Below are 21,615 nucleotides of genomic sequence, written 5' to 3' on the forward strand. Positions count from 1 at the left end.
ACACGCAACGGAGGCATGCGGCCCATGTCCAGACGGGCCAATCAGTTGAATCGAACGACAAGGATGTTATGGATACGCTTGAAAGTATGCGCGTCTTTGCGCGAGTCGTAACGGACGGCGGGTTTTCCGCCGCCGGACGACAGATGAACATGACGACGGGTCAGATCTCACGTGCTGTTTCGCATCTGGAAACCCATTTGCGCACTCGCCTGCTGAACAGGACGACGCGCAAGGTTGCGCTAACGGAGGCGGGTGAACGTTACCTCGATCATTGCCACAAGATACTTTCTCAGATCGATCTGGCGGAGGCCGAAGCAAGCGATGCGCAAGTGAGTCCCGCAGGAACGCTGAAAATCCATTCGATGTCCAACTTCGGGCAGCATCACATTGTCCCGTCGCTTCTGCGCTTCCATACGCGTTATCCTTCAGTGAAAGTTGACCTCACGTTTTCACAATCCGTACCGGACCTTCTCGACGACGGTTATGACGCATCTCTCATTCTTGCACCGAGCCTTCCGGATTCAGGGCTGATTGCGCATCGCCTTGGCACGGTCGCAGGTGTCGTGTGTGCCTCACCAACGTACATCCGAAAGTTCGGCGCGCCAGTCGACCTCGAAGATCTGCGAAAGCATACCTGCCTTCAGCTAACGAATCCTGTGTTTCCAAACGGCAAATGGATATTCGACGGCCCCAATGGTCCGAGAGCGGTGTCCCCCGGCCCTTCAGTGTTTTCGGTCAATCTTTCGGACGCTATGGAAGTACTCATCCGGCAGGGCCTGGGGATTGGATTGTTACCCGCGGCGTCCGCACTACCTGGATTGCAATCCGGCGAGTTGATCCGCGTGCTACCTCAATTTTCTCTTCAGAGCCTGAATGTGTATGCGCGATATCTTTCCCGCCAATACATTGATGCGAAGATTCGCATGTGGGTCGACTTTATGCGAGAAGACATGCCACCGACTCTCGAAGCCGATGTAGCTGCTTTGGCGGCACATAATTAGTATGGAGTGAGACGTGGAAATGCAATCCTGAAGCCCTCCCGCCGTCCGTGCAGCGCCCGGACCGCCTTCAACAACGATTCCTCTTCGAACCCGTTTCGATAGTCGAAGTCGACATGTGCGAAGACGACGATGCCCTCCGTGTCGATCAGATAAGTCGCCGGAACAGGGACCAGAAAATCTCCGCGTTTCCTTGGCTTGGGCGGCTTGTAGCCAAGCTCAAGATAATGGTCTCGAAGACTCTCAGGCAGATCGAACGTCAGACCGAACACCCTTGCAAGGCGAAGGTCCGTATCAACGAGCTCGGCCATCGGCAATCTGTCATGTTGATGCATCGATGTGTCGGGTGGAGCAACGGCAACAGCCGTCGCCCCCTCCGAGCCAATGCGCTCGTGCATTGCAAAGAAGCGCGCGAGACGCTCTTCACCAAACGAGCACCACGAGCCGCGCAAAAAATTGAGCACGACAGGACCCGAATGCAGTAGCTCATCCAGCGCAACGCGATTGCCGTTCCTGTCGGACAACACAAACCGAGGCGCGAGAGCGCCTGCGTGCAGCGCATGGGTGACGGCGACCGAGACCGATGCCATCGCGAGTTCAGCCATCGCATCGACACTCGAGCCTGCTACGCCAGCGTCGTTCGTCATGGTCGACATTCCTCGCGGTCGAAACGTCGCGGCGCTTCGTTAAGCCGTCTCGGCGCTTTCGTCTCGCACGGCACGAAGCGCTTCTTGCTGCACTTCGTACGTCGGGAAATCCGAGTAGTTCTCTTCGCTTCCACCCCAGAATGCGGCACGAACATAAGGCGTCAGCGGCAGATCGTGTGCAAGACGGTGCGGAAGGTCGGGGTTCGACGAGAAGTGACGTCCGAAAGCAACCAGATCGGCAACGCCGGACTCGACGATATCGATTGCACTCTCGCGATCAAATCCGCCTGCGACGATGATCGGGCCGGAAAAGTATGGACGCAGATAGGCAGCGGCGACGACGGGATGACCATGATGCAGCGTGTCGTCACCCTTGACCCGCGGCTCGATGACATGGAGATAAGCGATCCCGTACGAATCCAGCACCTTCGCGACGTAACTGAACGTCGCTTCGGGGTTGCTGTCCGAGACGCCGCCCCATTCACCCGAGGGCGAAATGCGCACACCGACACGATCCGCACCGAACACGGAGATCAACGCTTCGAGCGTTTCGCGCAGGAAACGCACACGGTTTTCAATGGGGCCACCGTATTCGTCCGTGCGTCTGTTCGTGCCATCCTGAATGAACTGGTCGACCAGATAGCCATTTGCGCCGTGCAATTCGACGCCATCAAAGCCCGCCTTCTTCGCCCTTTGCGCAGCCTGCCGGAAGTCTTCGACAATTCCCGCGATCTCTTCGGTTTTCAGCGCACGGTGCGGCGATACGGGCACGAAGCCATCTCTCGTCAGTGCGACGCCGTCGAACGGCACGAATGATGGAGCGACGGGGTCCGCGCCGTCATTGACCTCGACATGGCTCTGACGGCCTCCGTGGATGAGTTGCAGGACCGCGCGGCCACCCTTGGCATGCACAGCGTCCGCAATCGCCTTCCAGCCCGCGTCCTGGCCATCGTGATAGATGCTTGCGGCGCCGAGATAAGAGCGCGCCTGCGTCGAAATGCTCGCGGCTTCGATGATCACAAGGCCGCCTTCGGAAGCGCGCTGGCCGTAAAAGTCGGCCATCATCGGGCTCGGAATGTCGTCGGGCTGAATGGTGCGCAGACGCGTCATCGGGGCAAGGACGACACGATGTTCGAGGGCGAATGCGCCGACTTTCGTCGAAGTGAACAGCTTGGCCATGATGGTACCTTTGAGAGTGAGTTGAGCACCGTGGGAAGCGGTGCGTCACGCGATGCGTTGAGATGAAATGTAGAGAATCCTGGGCGCGTGAAATAGCCGCCTGCGAGGATGAGGCCTATTCCAGATCTGCATAAGTCCGCGTGAGTCGCCGCGCGGGATCGCTGCACGCCGCCCGACATGTGGGGTACGCTATGACCAAACCACAACGCTCGTGTGGCTCAGGAGAATGCCGATGGATCGCCTTGCAGCGTTCGAAATCTTTATTCGCGTCGTCGACGCAGGCTCGTTTTCGGCGGCGGCAAGACACTTCGATATCGGTCAGCCAGCCGTGTCGAAAGCCGTGGCGCAACTGGAGGATTGGCTCGGCGTCAAATTACTGTTGCGTTCAACGCGCGCATTGACGCCGACCGAGGCGGGGCAGAATTTCTACGCGCGTGCGAAGCGCGCAGTCGAGGAGTCGGGAGAAGCCGTGGTCGCTGCAAGGGGCACCGCCGCCGCTCTGACAGGAAAGCTCCGTGTGTCGGCTGCAGTGTGTTTTGCAAGGCTGCACATCGTTCCGAAGTTACCCGAGTTTTTGACCCAGCATCCCGATCTCGACGTCGACCTTGTACTTGATGATCGCAATATCGATCTGGTCGAAGAAGGCGTCGATCTCGCCCTGCGTATGGGCAATCTGGCCGATTCCAATATGACCGCGAGACGCATCGGCGAGGCCCGGCGTCGTGTGCTCGCGACGCCCTCGTACTTTGCAAGATGCGGCAAACCGTCGACACCTGTGGACCTGCTCGAGCATCACGCGATAGTCTATTCACGCGACATGGGCGGTGGCGAGGACTGGACGTTCCGAAGGGACACCGTCGAACAATCGATCAAGCTGCAAAGCCGCGTGAAGATATCCGCAACGGAAGGGTTGCGCGCCGCGGTGTTCGCAGATATGGGGCTTGCCGTTGCATCCGAATGGGCATTCGCGCCGGAATTGAAGTCGGGACTTGTCGTCGCTGTAATGGATGACTGGAACCTGCCGGGCATCGCGCTATCGGCGCTCTATCCGACTGGGCGCATGGCGAGCAGCAAGGCACGACAGTTCGCCACTTTCGTCGAGGAATGTCTCTCGCCCGAATTCGCCCCGACCCTGCTCTCCGCGTGAAGGCCGAGCCGCGCCCCTTCAAATCCCATAAACCCGCGCCGTATTATCATAAAAAAGCCGTAGCCGATCCTCGACCGAATACCCCCGCACGATCGACTTGAATCCATCGAAGATATCGGTCATGCGATCCACGACACCATCGACCGGATAGTTGCTGGCAAACGAGCAACGCTGCGCACCGAACACGTCGATGGCAGTGCGCACCACGGCCCCATTCGACTCGACGCTCCAGCGCTTCCCCGGGATGCAGATTCCCGAAATCTTGAGATGCACATTCGGCTCGCGCGCGACACATTCGAGCGCCTCGCGCCATGCGTGCAAGGCCTCTTCCGATCTATCGGACGGCAACCCGGTGTGATTGATCACGATCTGCGTGTCGGGAAAATCGCGCGCCAGTTCCGCGGCTTCGATCAAATGCCACCAGAACACCTGCAGCTCGAACAGTAATCCATGAGCGTGCAGCTTCGCGTAACCATCGCGCCATTTCGGATCGCGCATCGATCCCGGCGCAACGAAGTCGTCCCGATGCTCGGCGCGCGGCACGGCGGCAGGCTTGTGCCGGATGCCTCTGACCATCGGATGACGGCCATAGACAGCGAGGACTTCATCCACGTCTTCGCGATCGAGCCACGCCTGAGCGCTCATCGCGTGCGGAAAGCCCTGTTCGCGCTTCAGCGTTTCGACCCAGCGCAATTCGCCCAGCGGATCGGCCGGATTCCACTCGCCTTCGATAAGCACCGTCTTCACGACCTTGTGATGCCCCGCCGCACGAAAGTAGTCATCGGGCAGAAACGTGCGCCGGATGTTGTCGTAATTGCCGTAGCGAAAATTCTTCACCGGCTTGTCCGCAAGCCAGGGATAGTAATTGCGCTCGACATCGAAGAAATGCTGATGCGCATCGACGATAGGCAAATCGTCGTCCGCACCGCTTTCGAGGAATCGGCGGCGAAGTTCCATAACATCTGACATAGGCGAGTCTCTAAACGGTCATGCGATAGAACTGCAACGCGTTGCGGTAGAAGATCTTTTCCAACGCTTCGCGCCCGAGCGGTTCGAGCATCCTTCTCATGCTATCGACGAGAACGTCATAGCTCACTCTCAAACCCGCCACCGGAAAATTGCTCGCGAACATGCAGCGGTCCGCGCCGAAGATCGACACCGCATCGAGGACGATCTGTCGATTGTCGTCGTGCTTCCAGGGCGCATCCTTCAGGCCGAATTCCGATAGCTTCACGAACACGTTCGGCTGCCTCGCGAGCAGTTCCATTCCCCGTCGCCAGCGCGTAAGTCCTTCCTCGCTGCGATCCCATGGAAAGCCCGTGTGATTCAACGCGATCTTCGTATTCGGAAACGCGTTCGCCACTTCAGCCGCATCGGCGAGATGCCACGGCGGCACGCGCAAGTCCCACGAGAAGTTGAATCTGTCGAGCAGCGAGAATCCTCGCAGCCACGCCGGGTCTCGCATCGTTCCGCGAAGATCGTCGAGTGGCTCGTGTGGACCGCGCGATGTCACCGGCTTCGAGCGAATGCCACGCACGAGCGGATAGGCGGCGTGTTGCGCAAGAATCTCCTCCGTGTCAGGACGATCGAACCAGGCGTGCGCGATCACGGCGTCTGGAAAACCGTATCTGTCGTGCACTTCGTGAAGCCAGCGCGTCTCCGCGACCTGCTCATCACGCGCCCGTTCCGCCTCGACATGCACGGTGCCTATGACCGGTTGCGCGCTGACCGTCGCAAGATAGTCCTCGGGCAGAAAATCTCGGCAAATGCTGCGATAGTCGCCAAGAAAAAATGCCTCGTGATAATCGTCCTGCAACCACGGATAGCGTCCCGCTGAAAGATCCCACAGATGATGATGCGCATCGATGATCGGAATCTCGTCCGGCGCGATGTCTTTCATGTGCATACGTCGATCGCCAGTCAATTCGCGGGAAGAAAGCCCGTGGAAATCCACGGCACAGCGACGAGCACCAGCAACGCGACGACGAGCGCGCCGAGATACGGCCACACGCGTTTCATCGCGCCATCCGGATCGACCTTCGCAATCGCGCACGCCGCATAAAAGCCCACGCCGAAAGGCGGCGCGAAGAGGCCGAGTCCCATCGCGAAGATGGCGACCATCGCGTAATGAACCTCGTTGATGCCGAGCGAACGCGCCACCGGAAAGAGCAGCGGGCCGAACAGCACGATCGCGGGAATGCCTTCCAGGAAGCTGCCGAGCAACACGAACGCCGCCGCCGATATCAGCAGGAAGCCCATCGAGCCGCCGGGCGCCGTCGACATCAGTTGCGCGAGCTGACGCGAGAAGCCCGATTGCGTCAACGCCCAAGCCATCGCGGTCGCGCAGCCGATGATGATCAGAATCGCCCCCGACAGCGAAGCCGTGCCGACGATGATCGGATAAAGGCGATTCCATTTGAACGAGCGATAAAACACGAGGCCGACGACGAATGTATAAGCCACGCCCACCGATGCCACTTCGGTTGCCGTCGCAATTCCCTCGACGACCGCCGCGCGAATCACGAACGGCAACGCCAGCGCGGGCAGCGCGAACAGAAACGCCCTGCCGACTTCACGCGGCTTCGCGCGTTCGACTTCCTTCAGCTCGCGCTTGCGGTTCTTTATCCAGATGACCGCGATCATCGCGAGCGCGCCCACGACAGCCGGCATGAAACCGCCCGTGAACAACGCGGAAATCGATACGCCCGTCACCGAGCCGATGGTGATCAGCACGAGACTCGGCGGAATGGTCTCCGACATAGCACCCGATGCGCTCAACATCGCGACCAGCTCGTTCTCGTCCTCGCCGCGCTTCTTCATCTCCGGAAAGAGCGCCGGCGCGACGGCGGCCATATCCGCGGCCTTGGAACCCGAGATGCCGCTGACGAGATAGATCGCGCCGATGAGCACATACGACAGCCCGCCCTTGAAATGCCCGATCAGCGATGCGAGAAAGCGGATCATCGCCTGCGCCATGCCCATCGCTTCGATGAGCGCGCCGAGAAACACGAACAACGGAATCGCGAGCAGGATCAGACTCGACATGCCCTCGTCGATACGGCCCAGCACGACGAGCATCGGCGTCAGCGTCACCGTGCTCAGGTACGCGACGGTCGAGAGCCCGAACGCGACCATGATCGGCACGCCGATCACCACCATGAACACGACCGCGACGACGAAGAAGATCACGAGGTTCCAGTTGCCGAGCGCGGTCATCGCGATCTTGAACGTCATCAGCACGGCCGCGATGCCGCCGACCACCGCCGCCGAGATCACAAAGTGCATCGGACGCGCCTGCTCCATGAGACGCGCGACGGAAATCGCGAGCATCAGCGTGAGGCCGACGGCGAGCGCGGCAACGCGATAACCATTGGAGATTTCCAGCGCCGCGCTCGTGATGGCCCACTCTTCCGACACGTACTCCCACGCCGGCGACAACAGCACCATGATGAACGCGATGACGATCACGGCCCCGAACGTATCGACGAAAGCACGCCTCGACGGACTCAGATGCGCGATGAACGTCGTGAGCCTCATGTGCTCGTGGCGTCGCAACGCGATGACCGCGCCGAGCATCGCGAGCCAGATGAACAGCAGCGTCGCCAGTTCGTCACCCCAGATCAGCGGATCGTGCAGCACGTATCGAAAGAACACGTTGGCGAACAGCAGGACCACTTCGGCGACCACCAGCGCCGCCGCGCAGAGTTCAGTCGACCAGCGGATGCACGTATCGAGGACATGTCCCGCTTTCGCAACCGGGCCGGAAGGCTTGCTCGCAACCGCAACGGGCATGGTCCCGAGAGAAACGTCAGTGCTCATGATCCGCTCCTTGCTCACGAAAGCTGCCCGGAATACTTCTCGAGAAGTCCCCATGCCGCATCGCCGTACTTCTTCTTCCATTCGGCGTAGAAGCCCTTTTGCTGCAGGTCGGCGCGGAATGCCTGTTGATCCACCTTGTTGAACGTGACGCCTTTGGCCGTGAGCATCGGTTCGAGACTCTGATTCAGGCGGATAACTTCCTCGCGCTGCTTCAGCGCCGCTTCGTTGATGTTGCGCGCGACGATATCCTGCACATCTTTCGGCAGCTTCGGCCAGGTCTTGCCGCTCGCGAGCAGCCAGAAACCATTCCAGATATGACCCGTCAGCGAGCAGTACTTCTGCACCTCGTAGAAGCGCGCCGACTGCACCACGACGAGCGGATTCTCCTGACCTTCGACGACTTTCGTCTGCAACGCGGAGTACGTTTCGTTGATGCTGATGCCCGTGGGCGCCGCGCCGAAGGTCTTGAACATCGATGTCCATAGCGGACTGACCAGCACGCGGATCTTGAAGCCCTTGAGATCGGCCGGCGTCATGATGGGACGCGTCGAACTGGTGATCTGCCTGAAGCCGTTGTTCCAGACCTTGTCCATCGCGATGAGGCCGGCTTTCGCGGCCTGCTCGCGCACGTGCTTGCCGAGATCGCCATCCATCGCGGCCCATACCGCGTCGTAGTTCTTGAACGCGAAGGGCACGCTTTCGATCGACGCAACCGGCACGAGCGTCGACAGGATCGCACCCGGCAACGGAATGAAATCGACGCCGCCCGCGCGGACCTGCGAGAGCATGTCGGTGTCGCCGCCCATTTGCGCGTTCGCGAAGACCTGAAGATCGACGCGGCCATTCGTCTCCTTCTTGATTGACGCCGAGGCCTCGCGCATATGCGCGTTGAGCGGATGACTGTCCGGCAGGCTGCTCGCGTATTTGAGGACGATGGGCGCGGTTTGCGCGAATGCGCGCTTCGACAGGCTCAGGCCCGTCGCGGTCGCGGCTACGGCGAGTCCCGCCGTCGTCAGGAAGTCCCGACGCGTGATGATTCCACTCATGTTTGTCTCCTGAACTCTGTCATGCGCGATTGATCGCGTCTTTACTGCGCCAGCGCTACTACGGCCTTCTCTTCGATCAGCCGATCGACATCTGTTGCCGAATAGCCCGACTCCATCAACACTTCTCTCGTGTGCTCGCCGAGCAACGGCGCGGGACGATTTCCGGCGCGCTTCGCATCGGAAAAATGAATCGGCAGACCGAGGCCTCGGACCTTGCCGGCCAGCGGATGATCGGTTTCGACGACCATCTCGCGCGCGATCGTCTGCGGATGCGCGAGCGCCGCCGCGATATCGAGCACCGGGCCAGCGGGCAGACCGATGCGGTCGAACTGCGCCATCCATTCATCCGTGCTTCGGCGCACGAGCAGTTCATTGAGGATCGCAACCAGCGCCTCGCGATGTTGAAGCCGCAGCGCGTTCGTCGCGAAGCGCGGGTCGCTTGCGAGTTGGGGCGCATCGAGCACGTCGAGCAGGCGCTCGTAATTGCTCTGGTTGGCAGCGCCGATGTTGATCCAACCATCGCTCGTTTTGAAGACCTGATACGGCGCGCTCGTCGAATTCGCGGAACCCATCTTCGGCAGAATCGTGCCGTCGGCGAGATAGCTCGCGGCGGGCCAGAACATCTGCTGAAGTCCCGCTTCGAAGAGCGACGTGTCGACCATCTGGCCGCGTCCGGTGCGCAGCTTCTGCACATACGCCGCCGCGATGCCGAGCGCCGCGAGAATGCCCGAGTTGATGTCGGCCACGGGCGAACCGGCCTTGACGGGCTCGCGTCCCTCTTCGCCCGTCATGCTCATCATGCCGCTCATGCCTTGCGCGATAAGATCGAAACCGCCCTTCTCGCCGAACGGACCCGTGCGGCCGAAACCCGAGATCGCGCAATAGATGAGTCCCGAATTGAGTTCCTTGAGCGTGTCATAGCCGAGACCGAATTTCTCCATCGTTCCGGCGCGATAGTTTTCGGTGACGACATCCGCATCGGATAACAATCGCTTCAATACTTCGCGGCCGCCTTCGCTCTTCAAATTGAGGCCGATGCCGCGCTTGTTGCGATTGACGATCATGAACGACGCGGACTCACCGCTCGGCAGGATCGGTGAAAAGCGGCGGGAATCGTCGCCGTCGGGCACTTTCTCCACCTTGACGACATCCGCGCCCATGTCGGCGAGCATCATGCCGCACACCGGGCCGGACATGATATGCGCCAGTTCAACCACTTTCATTCCACTCAGCGGACCCATTTCACTTTCCCTTGAAGACTGGCTTCTGTTTTGCATTGAATGCAGCGGCGCCGATGCGAAAGTCTTCGGTGTCGAAGCAATCGAAGGCGGATTCGATATCGGCGTCGCTGAGCGCGGTCGATGGCGTCAGCCTGTTCGACGCCGCCTTGTGCCAGCGCGCGACGAGCGGCGCGCCGCGTGCGATGCGCCGCGCGGTGGCGATGGTTTCTTCCTCGACGGCATCGTCGGCGACGACGCGCGAAGTAAGTCCCTTCGCAAGCGCTTCCCGCGCATCGAAGATGCGTCCTTCGAGCACGATCTCCATCGCGACCGGTCGGCCCGCGAGACGAATCAGCGCGCCGAGTTCGGCGTAGGACATCGTGAGGCCGAGTTGTCCGACGGGCGCGCCGAAGCGGCTCGATTCGCCGCAAATGCGGATATCGCAGAGCGACGCGATTTCAAGCCCGCCGCCGACGCATACGCCATGAATCATCGCGACTACGGGATGACGGCAATGCTCGATAGCTTCCATCGCATTGGTCGTGACTTCCGCATAGGCGCGCGCCTGCTCGCGATTCGATCGAAGCGCCGCGAACTCGCCGATATCCGCACCCGCTGCGAACGCCTTCGTTCCCGCGCCACGCAGGATCACGCATCGAACGTCGTCATCGTCCGATAGCTGCGTCATTGCATCGCCGAGATCGCGCCACATCGAGAGCGTGAGCGCATTCATCTTCTCGGGGTTATCTAGCGTGACGATGGCGATATCGCCATTTCGCTCGATCGTGATCTTGTCTCCCATGTCTTCCTCAGTTCAGAACGACGCTTCGAGCATCGCGTGATAATCGCTTTCGGATGCGTCGCGCGGATTGGTTTTATGACTGTGGTCCTTCAACGCGCCCTTCACGATGCCGGGGAACATGTCGTGTGTGACGCCGACGCCCGATAGCGTCGCGGGAAGGCCCAGGCGCTGGGTCATCTCCCTGATGGAAGGCCCGACGTTCGCGGGATTTTCGAGGCCCATCGCCTGCGCGAGCCGCGCGAGCTTGCCTTCTTCCCGAACTGTCGGCGCGTCCTCGTTGAACGCGATCACGGCGGGCAGAAAGATCGCGTTGAGCGTTCCGTGATGCAGACGCGGATTGATGCCGCCGAGCGAATGACTGAGGCTGTGCACGCATCCCAAACCCTTCTGAAACGCGAGCGCGCCCTGCATCGATGCGCTCATCATGTTCAGGCGCGCGGTCTTGTCGTCGGGATGTGTCGTCGCGCGCTCGATGTGACGCCACGCGCGCCACAGGCCGTCGAGCGCGATGCCGTCGGCCGCGGGGTTGAACGCGGGCGCCATGAACGTTTCTATGCAGTGCGCGATCGCGTCCATGCCGGTTGCGGCCGTCATCGTCGCGGGCAGTTTCAGCGTGAGTTCGGGGTCGCAGATCGCGGACTTCGGCACCACGAAGGGCGATATCACGCCGACCTTTCTGCCGTCGTCGAGAATCAGGATCGCGCCGCGTCCGACTTCGCTGCCGGTGCCCGCCGTCGTCGGAATTGCGACGACGGGCGCGGTCGCCGACGTGATGCGCGTCGCGCCGCCTTCGATCACGGCGAAGCTCTGCAACGGGCCGTCGTGCGTCGCGCATACCGCGACGCCCTTCGCGAGATCGATCGACGATCCCCCGCCCACCGCGATGATCCCATCGCATCGTTCATCGACGAACACGGCGACCGCATCGCGCACCGCCGCTTCGTTCGGATTGGGCGGCGTGCCGTCATAGACCGGCACGTCGTAGTCCGCACCCAATGCCGAAAGCACCTTGTCGACGATGCCCGCCGCCTTGATGCCGCGATCCGTCACGACGAGCGGCCGCTTGATTCCAACCCTTTCGCATTCGCTCTTCAGCAACCGCAAGGCGCCGAATTCGAACTGTATCTGCGTGATGTAATTGATGAGAGCCATGTTGATCGACAGTTATAGATTCATGAAAACCCGAACAGCAGGAACCCTGATCGCTGCGGGTTAACGTTAGGCCCGGAGCTTTGCGCAATGCGGGTTTGATGGGGCAGTATAGGCAGCGGCCGAAACGGCCGGAATTGACAATAATGAATACGGGTATAACTATTCCTCAACTCGCGCGATGACTCCTTCTCTCAACTCGATCATTTCCCGGCTGCACCTGAAGCAGTTGCGTTTGCTCATCGCGCTCGCGGATCATGGTTCGCTTCTCAGTGCGGCCAAACAGGTTTCGCTCACGCAGCCGGGCGCGAGCAAGGCGCTGCACGAAATCGAAACGACCTTCGGCACGGCGCTTTTCAACCGGACGAGCCGGGGGCTCGAACCGAACGACATCGGGCATTGCGTGATCCGCTATGCGCGGCTCATTCATACCGACGTCGCGCATTTGCGCGAGGAAATCGTCGGCATCATGCGAGGTCATGGAGGACGCGTGTCGGTGGGCGTCATCATGGGCGCGGTGCCGCGCGTGATCGAAGCGATTTCTTCGCTCGTCACGAAGCATCCGGAGATGTCGATAGAAATCGTGGAAGATACGAGCGCCGCGTTGCTGAGCCTGATCGACGCAGGACGCCTCGATCTCGCCGTGTGTAGAACGACGATCAGCCAGACGCCGTTTCTCTACGACAGCGTCAATCTGCAGGAAGAGACGCTTGCGGTTATCGCGAATCTGAGTCATCCGTTTCAGAACGCGCGCAAGCTGCGGCTGAAAGATCTCGCGGACGTGCGATGGGTCGTCTATCGCGCCAACATGCCGATGCGCATGCTGCTCGAACGCGAGTTCCGCGAAGCCGAGATACGCTTTCCACGGCATCTCGTCGAGACCACGTCGGCGTTTGCCACGCTCTCGCTGTTGCAAAGCAATCCGACTTTCGTCGCGCTCGTGTCGATCGATGTCGCCGAGTTCTTCACGCGACATGGCATGACGGGCATGCTTCCGCTCAAACTGTCATCGAAGAGCGAACCTTATGAACTCGTCACACGGCGCGGCGCGCCGGTGTCCGCGGGCGCGCGCGTCCTGATGGAAGAACTGCTCGCACAGCACGATCAGGCCGAGGATTTATCGTGAGCCATGAGCGCGGGTTATAAGCGTAGTCGCAACTCTCAGTATTCCGTCGTGAACGTCTTGTCTACACTCCGCCGCAGCCGAATAGAACGGCCGATAACATCAACGGAGACAGCTTCATGGACGAGACTTATCTGCGCAGGCACTTCTTCAAGAACATCGCGGCGCTGTCGGCCGGCGCGCTGGCGACATCCATCATCCCGAGCGGCGTGTCGGCGCAGACGCAATCGCCTGCCGAGTGCGAAGCGGGCGTGATCGCGGCAGGCGGCCCCGATCTGCAACGCAGATACATCAGAACGCCCACGGGTTATTTCATGGTGCTGCGCATGGGCGATAACGTATTCGAGCAACTGACGACGTTCGCGCTGGCGGAAAACATTCCGGCGGTCAGTCTCACTGGCATCGGCTTCGGCCATCCGACGTTCGGCTTCTGGAACGCCGCGAAGAAGGACTTCGATGCGAAGACCTTCCGCAATGTCGAGATGGGCAGCCTGACCGGATCGGTCGCATGGAAGGAAGGCAAGCCGTCGATCCATATGCACGGCATGGCGGGCGACAGCAACTTCAACGCTTACGGCGGCCATCTATTGAATCTCGAAGTGGGCACCGGCTCGATGGAAATCACGCTGATCGTTCACCAGAAGCGGCTCGAACGCGCGATCGATCCGTGCATCGGCGCGAATGTGCTGGGCATAGGCTGACGCCTTATCGGCGGCCCGTCAGCGCGAATTCAGTGGACTTCACGGCTTCGGCAAGATAGTCGACGAACGATGCGATGCGCGCGGAGATCGCCGTGTTGCGATAGTAGACGGCGTTGATCGGTTGCCGCACTTCCTGGGTGTGACGCGCGAGAATCTGCACGAGCGTGCCCTCGCGCCGATCGCGCAGCGTCATGAAATCTGACAGGCACACGATGCCCGCGCTTTCGAGCGCGAGATGCCGCAGCGTCTCGCCGCTCGACGAAGCGATGCTCGGCTTGATCCGGTACGGCTCGTCGTCTCGCCCCGCAAGCGGCCAGACATTGAGCGATTCCGGCTGCGTGAAGCCGAGCAGCGAGTGATTCGCGAGTTCGTCGACGCGCTTCGGAAGTCCGTGTGTCTCCAGATATTGCGGCGTCGCGAGCACGCGAATGCGGCTGCTGCCGATCGGGCGGCTGTGCAGCGTCGAATCCTTCAGCCTGCCGATGCGAATGGCGACATCCGTACGGCGTTCCAGCAGATCGATCACGCCTTCGTTGCTGTTCAATTCGAGCTCGACATGCGGATAGCGCTCCCGATATCCCGCGACGAGCGGCACGATCACGTGCAGCATGAACGGCGTCGCGGCATCCACGCGCAACAGCCCGGAAGGCCGCTCGCGCCGGGCGGCGATCTGTTCCTCCGCGCTTTCCACCGCGCCGATGATCTCGCGCGCGTTCTGCAGAAAGCTCTTGCCCTCCTCCGTCAGCTCCAGGCGCCGCGTTGTCCTGCGCAAGAGCGTCGTCTGGAGCTTCTCTTCGAGCCGTCCGAGCGTGCGGCTCGCGCCCGACACCGTCTGGTCCAGTTGTTCCGCCGCCTTGGTGATGGAGCCCGTGTCGACTACCGTCGCAAAAGTCTGAAGCTCGTCGAGAGTGATTTTCATAGTTGATTTTAATTCAAGAGTATTTCCTTTATAGCCCGGTTTTTGCGCAAGATTAAAGCCGGCATACTGTGTTCGTCCACTCAGCCATTGGAGAACACGTTCCATGAATCGCATTCCCGCTTTCGGCCTCGGCACGTTCCGCCTGAAAGATCAGGTCGTCATGGATTCGGTGCGCAACGGCCTCGAACTCGGCTACGGCGCCATCGATACCGCGCAGATCTACGGCAACGAAGCCGAAGTCGGCGAAGCGATCGCCGCATCGGGCGTGCCCCGCTCCGACATCTTTCTGACCACGAAAATCTGGACCGAGAACGCCTCGCGCGGCAAGCTCGTTCCGAGCCTCAAAGAGAGCCTGACGAAGCTGCGCGTCGATGAAGTGGATCTCACGCTGATCCACTGGCCCGCGCCGGAGCACGGCACGCCGCTCGAAGAATTCATGAGCGCGCTCGCCGATGCGAAGACGCAAGGTCTCACGAAGCAGATCGGCATCTCCAACTTCAACATCGAATTGACGAAGCAGGCGATCGATGTCGTCGGCCGCGAGAACATCGCGACCAATCAGATCGAACTGAGCCCTTATCTGCAGAATCGCAAGCTCGTCGCGTTCCTGCGCGAGCAAGGCATTCAGGTCACGTCGTATATGACGCTCGCCTACGGCAAGGTGCTGAAGGATCAGGTCATCGGCGAGATCGCGAAACGGCATCACGCGACGCCCGCGCAAGTCACGCTCGCATGGGCACTGCAACTCGGCTATGCGGTGATTCCGTCATCGACGAAACGCGAGAACCTCGCGAGCAATTTGCTCTCGCAGCAACTCAGGCTGACCGCCGAAGACATGGCGCAGATCGCGGAACTCGAACGCAATGGCCGTGAAGTCAGCCCGGAAGGCCTCGCGCCGATATGGGACTGAAGCGCGGTTTGATGCGATGCAACGAAGCGCCCTCGACGAATAGGCACTTTCAGCCAAAGCGTCGTTCGCATAAGACGCGCGCCTTGCCGAGTGACCCGCAAGAAACTAAGACATACTGAGCGAGCACTTGCGGCGTCACGACGGAAGGGGTGCATCATGGGCAAGAACATCGTTTTCTGCGCGGACGGAACATGGAACGGTCCGAACACCGACCACGACAACGACGGCATTCCGGACACCACCAACGTACTGAAGGCGTTCCTTCTGTTATCAGGCGAGCCGGACCCCGCCTCGACGCTTCTCGCCTCCGAGCAGGAGATCGCGGAGCCCGGACCTGACGGACAGGTCGCCAAGTATCTGCATGGCGTGGGCGATTCGCGCAACGTCATCAGGAGGCTGGTGGGCGGAGCATTCGGCGACGGCATCATCGCGCGCATCGTGCGCGGCTATACCTTCATATCGCGCAACTACAAACCCGGCGATCACATCGTTCTGATGGGCTTCAGCCGCGGCGCGTACACGGCGCGTGCGCTCGGCGGAATGATCGCGAACGTCGGCCTGCTCGACACCAGCAAATACGACAGCAACGACAAGGCGCTCGCGTATCGCATGGGCATTCTCGCGTGGCGCAAGTATCGCGAGTCGAGACCGACGGCAGGCGCGAGCGGTGGCGGCTTGAAGGGCCTGCTGGAGAAGATCGTCAATTTCGAGCCATCGCTCGCGTTCACGAGGTTGCAGCCCGGCGACACGATTGCCGTCGATGAAATCCGCGCTATCGGCGTATGGGACACGGTCGGCGCGCTCGGCATTCCGCTCTATCTCGACAGCGAGGACTCGACGGTCGATCTCTTCCGCTTCGCCGACACCGCGCTCAGCCCGAAGGTGAAATTCGGCGTTCACGCGATCAGTCTCGACGAGCAGCGCGGAGATTTCACGCCGACGCTCTGGGACACCCGCGCGGGCGTCACGCAGGTGCTGTTCGCCGGCGCGCACGCCGATGTCGGAGGCGGCTATTCGAACGATGAATCGGGCCTCTCGGATATCGCCTGCGAATGGATGCTGAACCGTCTGGCCGATCCGTCCATCGGCGTGCGTCTCAAGGCGCAACCGTGGACCTTGCAGCCGGACTTTCTCGGCGCGGCGCATTCGCCGTGGAAGGAGCCGCCCTTCTCACTGCGCCCGTCCGGCCCGCGCGGGCCGTTCGCCTTTCCGCAGGATATCGGCGCGCATGTTTCCGTCGCCCAGCGCCTCGGTCTCGTGACCGTGGACGGAAGGCCGGTGCCCGTTCCCAATCCGTATTTGCCGACCGTTCTCGGCCCGGCCTTCACCACGCACACCAACTGGGTCATGTCCTGAAACGATTCGGGCCCAGGACTTTCGTTCCCGGGCCCGCCTTGCTGCTACCACTTCGCGCTCTTGTGGCGATTGCGTCCGATCGTGTCCCACAGCTTGCGCGCCTGCTTCTGCACCGACTTCGCGTGTTCCTCGTGGTGAGGCTCCGTGTCACCGGCATGAGCAGCCGTGGCGCCGCGTTTCGGGCGCTTGAACATTTCGGCGAATCTCATCGCAACCTCCTTTCGCGGCTAGCACACCGCAAAAATAGTCTACTCCGGCTGGCGCTTCGCGGCACGGCCTTTCATGCCGCCGATGCCGTGTGTCGCGGCTGCGTCAGCATCGCCGGTTGCAGGATTTCGTCGAGCTGCAACTGGCTCAACAGGCCCTTTTCGATGACGATCTGCGCGACGCTCTTGCCGGACGCGAGCGCTTCCTTCGCGACTTCCGTCGAGTGCGTATAGCCGATATACGGATTGAGCGCCGTGACGATGCCGATCGAGCTTTCCACGATCATGCGCAGACGCTCGCGATTCGCGGTGATGCCATCGACACATTTCGACGCGAGCGTGAGGCACCCCGCGCGCAAATGAGCGACGCTCTTGAACAGGCTGTGCGCGATGATCGGTTCGAACGCGTTGAGCTGAAGCTGTCCCGCCTCGGCGGCGAAGGTCACGGTCACGTCATTGCCGATGACCTCGAACGCGATCTGATTGACGGCCTCCGGAATCACCGGATTCACCTTGCCCGGCATGATGCTCGAACCGGCCTGCACCGGCGGCAGGTTGATTTCGCCGAGGCCCGCGCGCGGCCCGCTCGAGAGCAGCCGGAGATCGTTGCAGGTCTTTGAGAGCTTGACCGCGACGCGCTTCAGCACGCCGGAAAGCTGCACGAACGCGCCGACATCCTGAGTTGCCTCGACGAGATTCGGCGATGTCGTGAGCGCGATGCCGGTCACCTCGCTCAGATGCCTGCATGCGAGTTGCGCGTATTCCGGATGCGTGTTGATGCCCGTGCCGATCGCCGTCGCGCCGAGATTGATCTCGCAGATCAGCCGGGCCGCTTCCCTGAGCCGCTCTTCGTCCTCGCCGAGCATCACAGCGAACGTGCTGAATTCCTGACCGAGCGTCATCGGCACGGCGTCCTGGAGTTGCGTGCGGCCCATCTTCAGATCGTTGCCGAACTCCAGCGCCTTGCGTTCGAACGACGCGCGCAGCACGCCCATCGCGTCGATCAACTGCATGATGCCCGTGTACGTGGCGATCTTCAGCGCGGTCGGATAGACATCGTTGGTGCTCTGGCCGAGATTCACGTCTTCGTTCGGATGCAGCACGCCGTATTCGCCGCGCTGATGCCCGAGATGTTCGAGCGCGAGATTGGCGATGACTTCGTTCGCGTTCATGTTCGTCGACGTGCCCGCGCCGCCCTGAATCACATCGACGACGAAGTGCTCGTGCGCCGTGCCCGAGCGCACTTGCCTGCATGCCTGCACGATGGCCTGCGTCTTCACTTCGTTCAGCAGCCCGAGGCCGTGGTTCGCGAGCGCCGCCGCTTCCTTGACGCTCGCCAGCGCGTTGACGAGATTCGGGTAAGCGGAGATCGGAATGCCGGTGATGGGAAAGTTCTCCAGCGCGCGCAGCGTGTGCACGCCGTAGTACGCGGTGGCGGGCACGGCGAGATCGCCAAGAAGGTCGTGTTCGATGCGTTCGGTAGGTGCAAGCATGGGTTCCTCTTCAGGTTCTGAATATGACGGGCGAACGAAGTCATCCGGCACACGTCGTGTGCGGGTTCGTCGCGTGGATGAGTTGATGCGGTTCTGGTTATTGCGGCGGCTTCATCGCATGGGCGACGCATTCCTTCGAGAGCACATCGGTCGGATCGATGATGCTCACGCGCGCGCCGTTCGTGCCGATGACGTGCGCCTCGCGCAACAGAAGCGGCAGTTCCGTGCAGCCGAGGATGACGACCTCGACGCCAGCGGCAATCAGCCCGTCGATCGCGGCGGCGATGTCCTCTTGACATCGCCCGGTCGTGAAGCCGGCTTTCACGCCTTCCTTGCCGTAGATCGCTTCCATCACGCGCGCCTGCAATGCGGGTTCCGGCACGACCTGCCGCAAGCCTTGCGATTCGAGCGCCTTCTCGTAGACGCCGCTCGCGATCGTGCCGGACGTCGCGAGCACGCCCACGGAACGCACCGACGGAAACGCCTCGCGCAGATGGCGCACGGTTGTCGTCAGCATGTTCACGATGGGTATGCCGAGATAAGGCTGAATGCGCTCGACGAACGCATGCGCCGTGTTGCACGGAATCGCGATGAGATCGGCCCCGCCCGTCTCCAGCTTCTTGCAGGTCGCATAGAGCGAGATGGTCGGATCGGGTCCGTCGCCGATCAGATTCTCCGTGCGGTCCGGAATCTGCGGGTTCTGTTCGACGAGCAGCTTGATATGGTCCTGATCGCGCGTAGCGGGTGTCGCACGCACGATCTTGTGAATGAAATCGACGGTGGCCGCCGGTCCGACGCCGCCCACTACGCCGACCTTGAAGATCGTCTCGGGCGAATGGTACTGGCCCGACACGACGTACTGCGCGTAAGCGAGATTCGAATCGACGAGCGGCACGCGCAATGCGCCCAGCTCCTCCGCGACGAGCGCGATCTCCGTGAGCCCCGGCACGATGACGTTGACGCCCTGCGCGATGAGATCCTCGCAAGCCGCGCGCAGCAACTCGACCGGACGGCCGCGAAGGTTGCCGCTCTTCACGCCGTCCGTGCCGTAGATGGCTTCGGTGACGAGATCGACGCCTTCGCTCGCGCGCGGATGAATCACCTCGAACTCGGGCGCCGCGAAATACTTCTCGAACAACTGCTTGCGCCGCGTATGAGCGGACGCGAGCACGCCGACGCGCCGAACCGCCGGGAACTTTCTGCGCACATGACTGCGCACGGCTTCGATCATGTCGACGATCTGCAGCGGCGAGTTGGCCTTCAACTCGTCGATGAACGTGTGGCTCAGAAAGCACGGCAGCACGACCGTCGTGACGCCGCGCTTTTCGAAGCTCGCGATCAGATCGAAGATATAGAGCTTGCGCTGCGTCAGCGTCTCGCTGTCCGCGTCCGCGCTGCGAAACGGCTGCTGCTCGAAGATCGCGTCGAAGTGCTCGGCGTCGCGCGTGGCGGGCGTCGACTTGATCAGCTTGAAGAAGACGTCCGCGCTCGCGAGCGGACCGAGCCCGCCGACCACGCCGAACTTGCGAGCGGGCGCCGTGTCCTTGCCATTCATTTCGTGTCGCCTTCGAGTTGACCGAACGAAGGCGTGCTCATCGCCGCGCGGCGTTCCTGCCTTGCGACGCGTTTGCCTTCCCACTTCGCGATGGCCGCCGTCGCGATGCTGTTGCCGATCACGTTGGTCGCCGTGCGCCCCATGTCGAGAATCTGGTCGATCGCGAGCACCAGCACGACGCCCGACGGCGGCAGATGAAACATCGGCGCCACGGCGGCGACGACCACCACCGAGCCGCGCGCGACGCCGGCCATGCCCTTGCTGCTCAGCATGAGCACGAGCAGCATCACGATCTGCGTGCCGATCGGCATGTCGATGCCGAATGCCTGCGCGATGAAGATCGCCGCGAAAGCCTGATACATCATCGAGCCGTCGAGATTGAACGCGTAACCGAGCGGCAACGTGAAGCCGACCACTTTCTTATCGACGCCGAATTCCTCCAGCTTCTCCGTCAGACGCGGATACGCGGCCTCGCTGCTCGCGGTGGAAAAGGCCAGCATCGCGGGCTCGCGGATCGCCTTGAGCAACGCCCAGATCGGCTTGCCGAGAAACGCGTAGCCGGCGAGGATCAGCGCGGCCCACAAGAGCCCGAGCCCGGCGTAGAAGCTCGCGACGAGCTTGCCGTACGTAGTGAGCACATCGAGCCCGTGCACCGTGATCGCGGATGCGAGCGCGCCGAACACGCCGAGGGGCGCGAGACGCATCACGTAGTCGGTCAGCTTGAGCATCGCGGGCACGAGACCCTCTACGCCCGCGATCAGCGGGCTCACGCGCGGGTCCGACTTGATCACGCTGAGCACGATCCCGAACATCACGGAGAAAACGAGAATCTGGAGGATGTCGTTGCGCGCCATCGCATCGAGCAGGCTCGTGGGAAACGCGTGCGTCACGAAGTCCTTGAAGTTCAGGCCCGCGGTGTTGAGGCCGGTGGCGACGTCGGCGCTCGTCTGGGTCATGTGCAGGCCCGCGCCCGGTTGAAACAGGTTGGCGAGCACGAGTCCGAGCGCGAGCGAAAAGAGCGATGCGCACACGAACCACGCGATCGAGCGCAGGCCGATTCTGCGCACATCGCTCGTGCCTTCCATGCCGGCGAGCCCCGACACGAGCGTCGCGAAGACGAGCGGTGCGATGATCATCTTCACGAGCCGCAGGAAGATATCCGTGACGATGGAAAAGTAGCCGGCGATGACCTTCGCTTGCTCGGCATCCGCCGCCATGCGATGACAGACATAGCCGACGGCCACGCCGAGCACCATGCCGGCGAGGATATAGAGGGTGAGGCGATTCTTCATGTGTCTCCGTCCTGGGATGGCGCACGAACGGTCGGTCGCGACCGGCGTGCGCT

At 61.5% G+C, this 21,615-nt stretch carries 20 protein-coding genes; 6 read left to right on the top strand and 14 right to left on the bottom strand.

Translation table 11 applies throughout. The features are described from left to right. Positions 1–68: 68 nt before the first annotated feature. Positions 69–1,001 carry a LysR family transcriptional regulator gene (locus tag IAG25_RS22145; RefSeq protein ID WP_187606757.1) on the top strand — a complete coding sequence of 311 codons (933 nt, stop codon included), beginning with the start codon at positions 69–71 and terminating at the stop codon, positions 999–1,001. On the opposite strand, the gene IAG25_RS22150 is transcribed toward IAG25_RS22145, so the two are convergent. Then, positions 998–1,645, bottom strand: a complete 648-nt coding sequence (locus IAG25_RS22150) for a peroxiredoxin-like family protein (protein ID WP_187606758.1) — start codon at positions 1,643–1,645, stop codon at positions 998–1,000. The two genes, IAG25_RS22145 and IAG25_RS22150, sit on opposite strands and share 4 nt — an antisense overlap. Before the next feature lie 39 nt (positions 1,646–1,684). Continuing rightward, the gene (locus IAG25_RS22155) at positions 1,685–2,824 is read right to left on the bottom strand and encodes an alkene reductase (protein WP_187606759.1); all 1,140 of its coding nucleotides are present in this window, start codon (positions 2,822–2,824) and stop codon (positions 1,685–1,687) included. Between the two features lie 232 nt (positions 2,825–3,056). On the opposite strand from IAG25_RS22155, the gene IAG25_RS22160 reads away from it, so the two are divergent. Next, positions 3,057–3,971: a LysR family transcriptional regulator gene (locus IAG25_RS22160; protein ID WP_187607117.1), complete on the top strand. Its 915-nt coding sequence runs from the start codon at positions 3,057–3,059 to the stop codon at positions 3,969–3,971. A gap of 18 nt (positions 3,972–3,989) precedes the next feature. On the opposite strand, the gene IAG25_RS22165 is transcribed toward IAG25_RS22160, so the two are convergent. The 7 genes from IAG25_RS22165 to IAG25_RS22195 are packed head-to-tail and all read right to left on the bottom strand — an operon-like array spanning position 3,990 to position 12,010. Further along, a complete protein-coding gene (locus tag IAG25_RS22165) occupies positions 3,990–4,940 on the bottom strand; it encodes an amidohydrolase family protein (protein WP_187606760.1) in 951 nt (316 codons plus the stop codon). A 10-nt stretch (positions 4,941–4,950) separates the two neighbouring features. Then, positions 4,951–5,877: an amidohydrolase family protein gene (locus IAG25_RS22170; protein WP_187606761.1), complete on the bottom strand. Its 927-nt coding sequence runs from the start codon at positions 5,875–5,877 to the stop codon at positions 4,951–4,953. A gap of 14 nt (positions 5,878–5,891) precedes the next feature. Next, positions 5,892–7,790: a TRAP transporter large permease gene (locus IAG25_RS22175; RefSeq protein WP_255503850.1), complete on the bottom strand. Its 1,899-nt coding sequence runs from the start codon at positions 7,788–7,790 to the stop codon at positions 5,892–5,894. A gap of 14 nt (positions 7,791–7,804) precedes the next feature. Then, positions 7,805–8,836 (bottom strand): TRAP transporter substrate-binding protein, encoded by a 1,032-nt coding sequence (locus tag IAG25_RS22180; RefSeq protein WP_187606762.1) that lies wholly within the window; start codon positions 8,834–8,836, stop codon positions 7,805–7,807. A 41-nt stretch (positions 8,837–8,877) separates the two neighbouring features. Further along, complete coding sequence (locus IAG25_RS22185) at positions 8,878–10,059, bottom strand: CaiB/BaiF CoA transferase family protein (RefSeq protein ID WP_222946607.1); 1,182 nt, start codon at positions 10,057–10,059, stop codon at positions 8,878–8,880. Positions 10,060–10,078: 19 nt separating this feature from the next. Then, positions 10,079–10,858 carry an enoyl-CoA hydratase-related protein gene (locus IAG25_RS22190; protein ID WP_187606764.1) on the bottom strand — a complete coding sequence of 260 codons (780 nt, stop codon included), beginning with the start codon at positions 10,856–10,858 and terminating at the stop codon, positions 10,079–10,081. Positions 10,859–10,870: 12 nt separating this feature from the next. Next, positions 10,871–12,010, bottom strand: a complete 1,140-nt coding sequence (locus IAG25_RS22195) for an iron-containing alcohol dehydrogenase (RefSeq protein ID WP_187606765.1) — start codon at positions 12,008–12,010, stop codon at positions 10,871–10,873. A gap of 178 nt (positions 12,011–12,188) precedes the next feature. Here IAG25_RS22195 and IAG25_RS22200 point away from each other — a divergent pair, with 178 nt between their 5' ends. Beyond that, positions 12,189–13,133 (top strand): LysR family transcriptional regulator, encoded by a 945-nt coding sequence (locus tag IAG25_RS22200; RefSeq protein ID WP_187606766.1) that lies wholly within the window; start codon positions 12,189–12,191, stop codon positions 13,131–13,133. Between the two features lie 116 nt (positions 13,134–13,249). Then, positions 13,250–13,831, top strand: coding sequence for a PPC domain-containing DNA-binding protein (locus IAG25_RS22205; RefSeq protein ID WP_187606767.1), 582 nt, complete (start codon positions 13,250–13,252; stop codon positions 13,829–13,831). A gap of 4 nt (positions 13,832–13,835) precedes the next feature. Here the strand turns inward: IAG25_RS22205 and IAG25_RS22210 are convergent, their stop codons facing one another. Beyond that, on the bottom strand, positions 13,836–14,750 hold the full coding sequence (locus IAG25_RS22210; protein ID WP_187606768.1) for a LysR family transcriptional regulator: 915 nt from the start codon (positions 14,748–14,750) through the stop codon (positions 13,836–13,838). Between the two features lie 103 nt (positions 14,751–14,853). Here IAG25_RS22210 and dkgB point away from each other — a divergent pair, with 103 nt between their 5' ends. Together dkgB and IAG25_RS22220 are read left to right on the top strand one after the other, a co-directional pair. Beyond that, positions 14,854–15,660 carry a 2,5-didehydrogluconate reductase DkgB gene (gene dkgB, locus IAG25_RS22215; RefSeq protein ID WP_187606769.1) on the top strand — a complete coding sequence of 269 codons (807 nt, stop codon included), beginning with the start codon at positions 14,854–14,856 and terminating at the stop codon, positions 15,658–15,660. Between the two features lie 156 nt (positions 15,661–15,816). Further along, complete coding sequence (locus IAG25_RS22220) at positions 15,817–17,016, top strand: DUF2235 domain-containing protein (protein WP_187606770.1); 1,200 nt, start codon at positions 15,817–15,819, stop codon at positions 17,014–17,016. 44 nt (positions 17,017–17,060) lie between these two features. Here IAG25_RS22220 and IAG25_RS22225 read toward each other — a convergent pair whose 3' ends face one another. The 4 genes from IAG25_RS22225 to IAG25_RS22240 form a co-directional block, all read right to left on the bottom strand. Next, on the bottom strand, positions 17,061–17,225 hold the full coding sequence (locus IAG25_RS22225) for a hypothetical protein (RefSeq protein WP_187606771.1): 165 nt from the start codon (positions 17,223–17,225) through the stop codon (positions 17,061–17,063). 71 nt (positions 17,226–17,296) lie between these two features. Continuing rightward, positions 17,297–18,715: an aspartate ammonia-lyase gene (gene aspA, locus IAG25_RS22230; RefSeq protein ID WP_187606772.1), complete on the bottom strand. Its 1,419-nt coding sequence runs from the start codon at positions 18,713–18,715 to the stop codon at positions 17,297–17,299. Between the two features lie 97 nt (positions 18,716–18,812). Further along, positions 18,813–20,270: an amino acid racemase gene (locus IAG25_RS22235; RefSeq protein ID WP_187606773.1), complete on the bottom strand. Its 1,458-nt coding sequence runs from the start codon at positions 20,268–20,270 to the stop codon at positions 18,813–18,815. Then, positions 20,267–21,562 carry a dicarboxylate/amino acid:cation symporter gene (locus tag IAG25_RS22240; protein ID WP_187606774.1) on the bottom strand — a complete coding sequence of 432 codons (1,296 nt, stop codon included), beginning with the start codon at positions 21,560–21,562 and terminating at the stop codon, positions 20,267–20,269. Before IAG25_RS22240 ends, IAG25_RS22235 begins: the two co-directional genes overlap by 4 nt. Positions 21,563–21,615 lie beyond the last annotated feature (53 nt).

Origin of the sequence: Caballeronia sp. EK, assembly GCF_014384845.1 — a bacterium.
GTDB lineage: Bacteria > Pseudomonadota > Gammaproteobacteria > Burkholderiales > Burkholderiaceae > Caballeronia > Caballeronia jiangsuensis.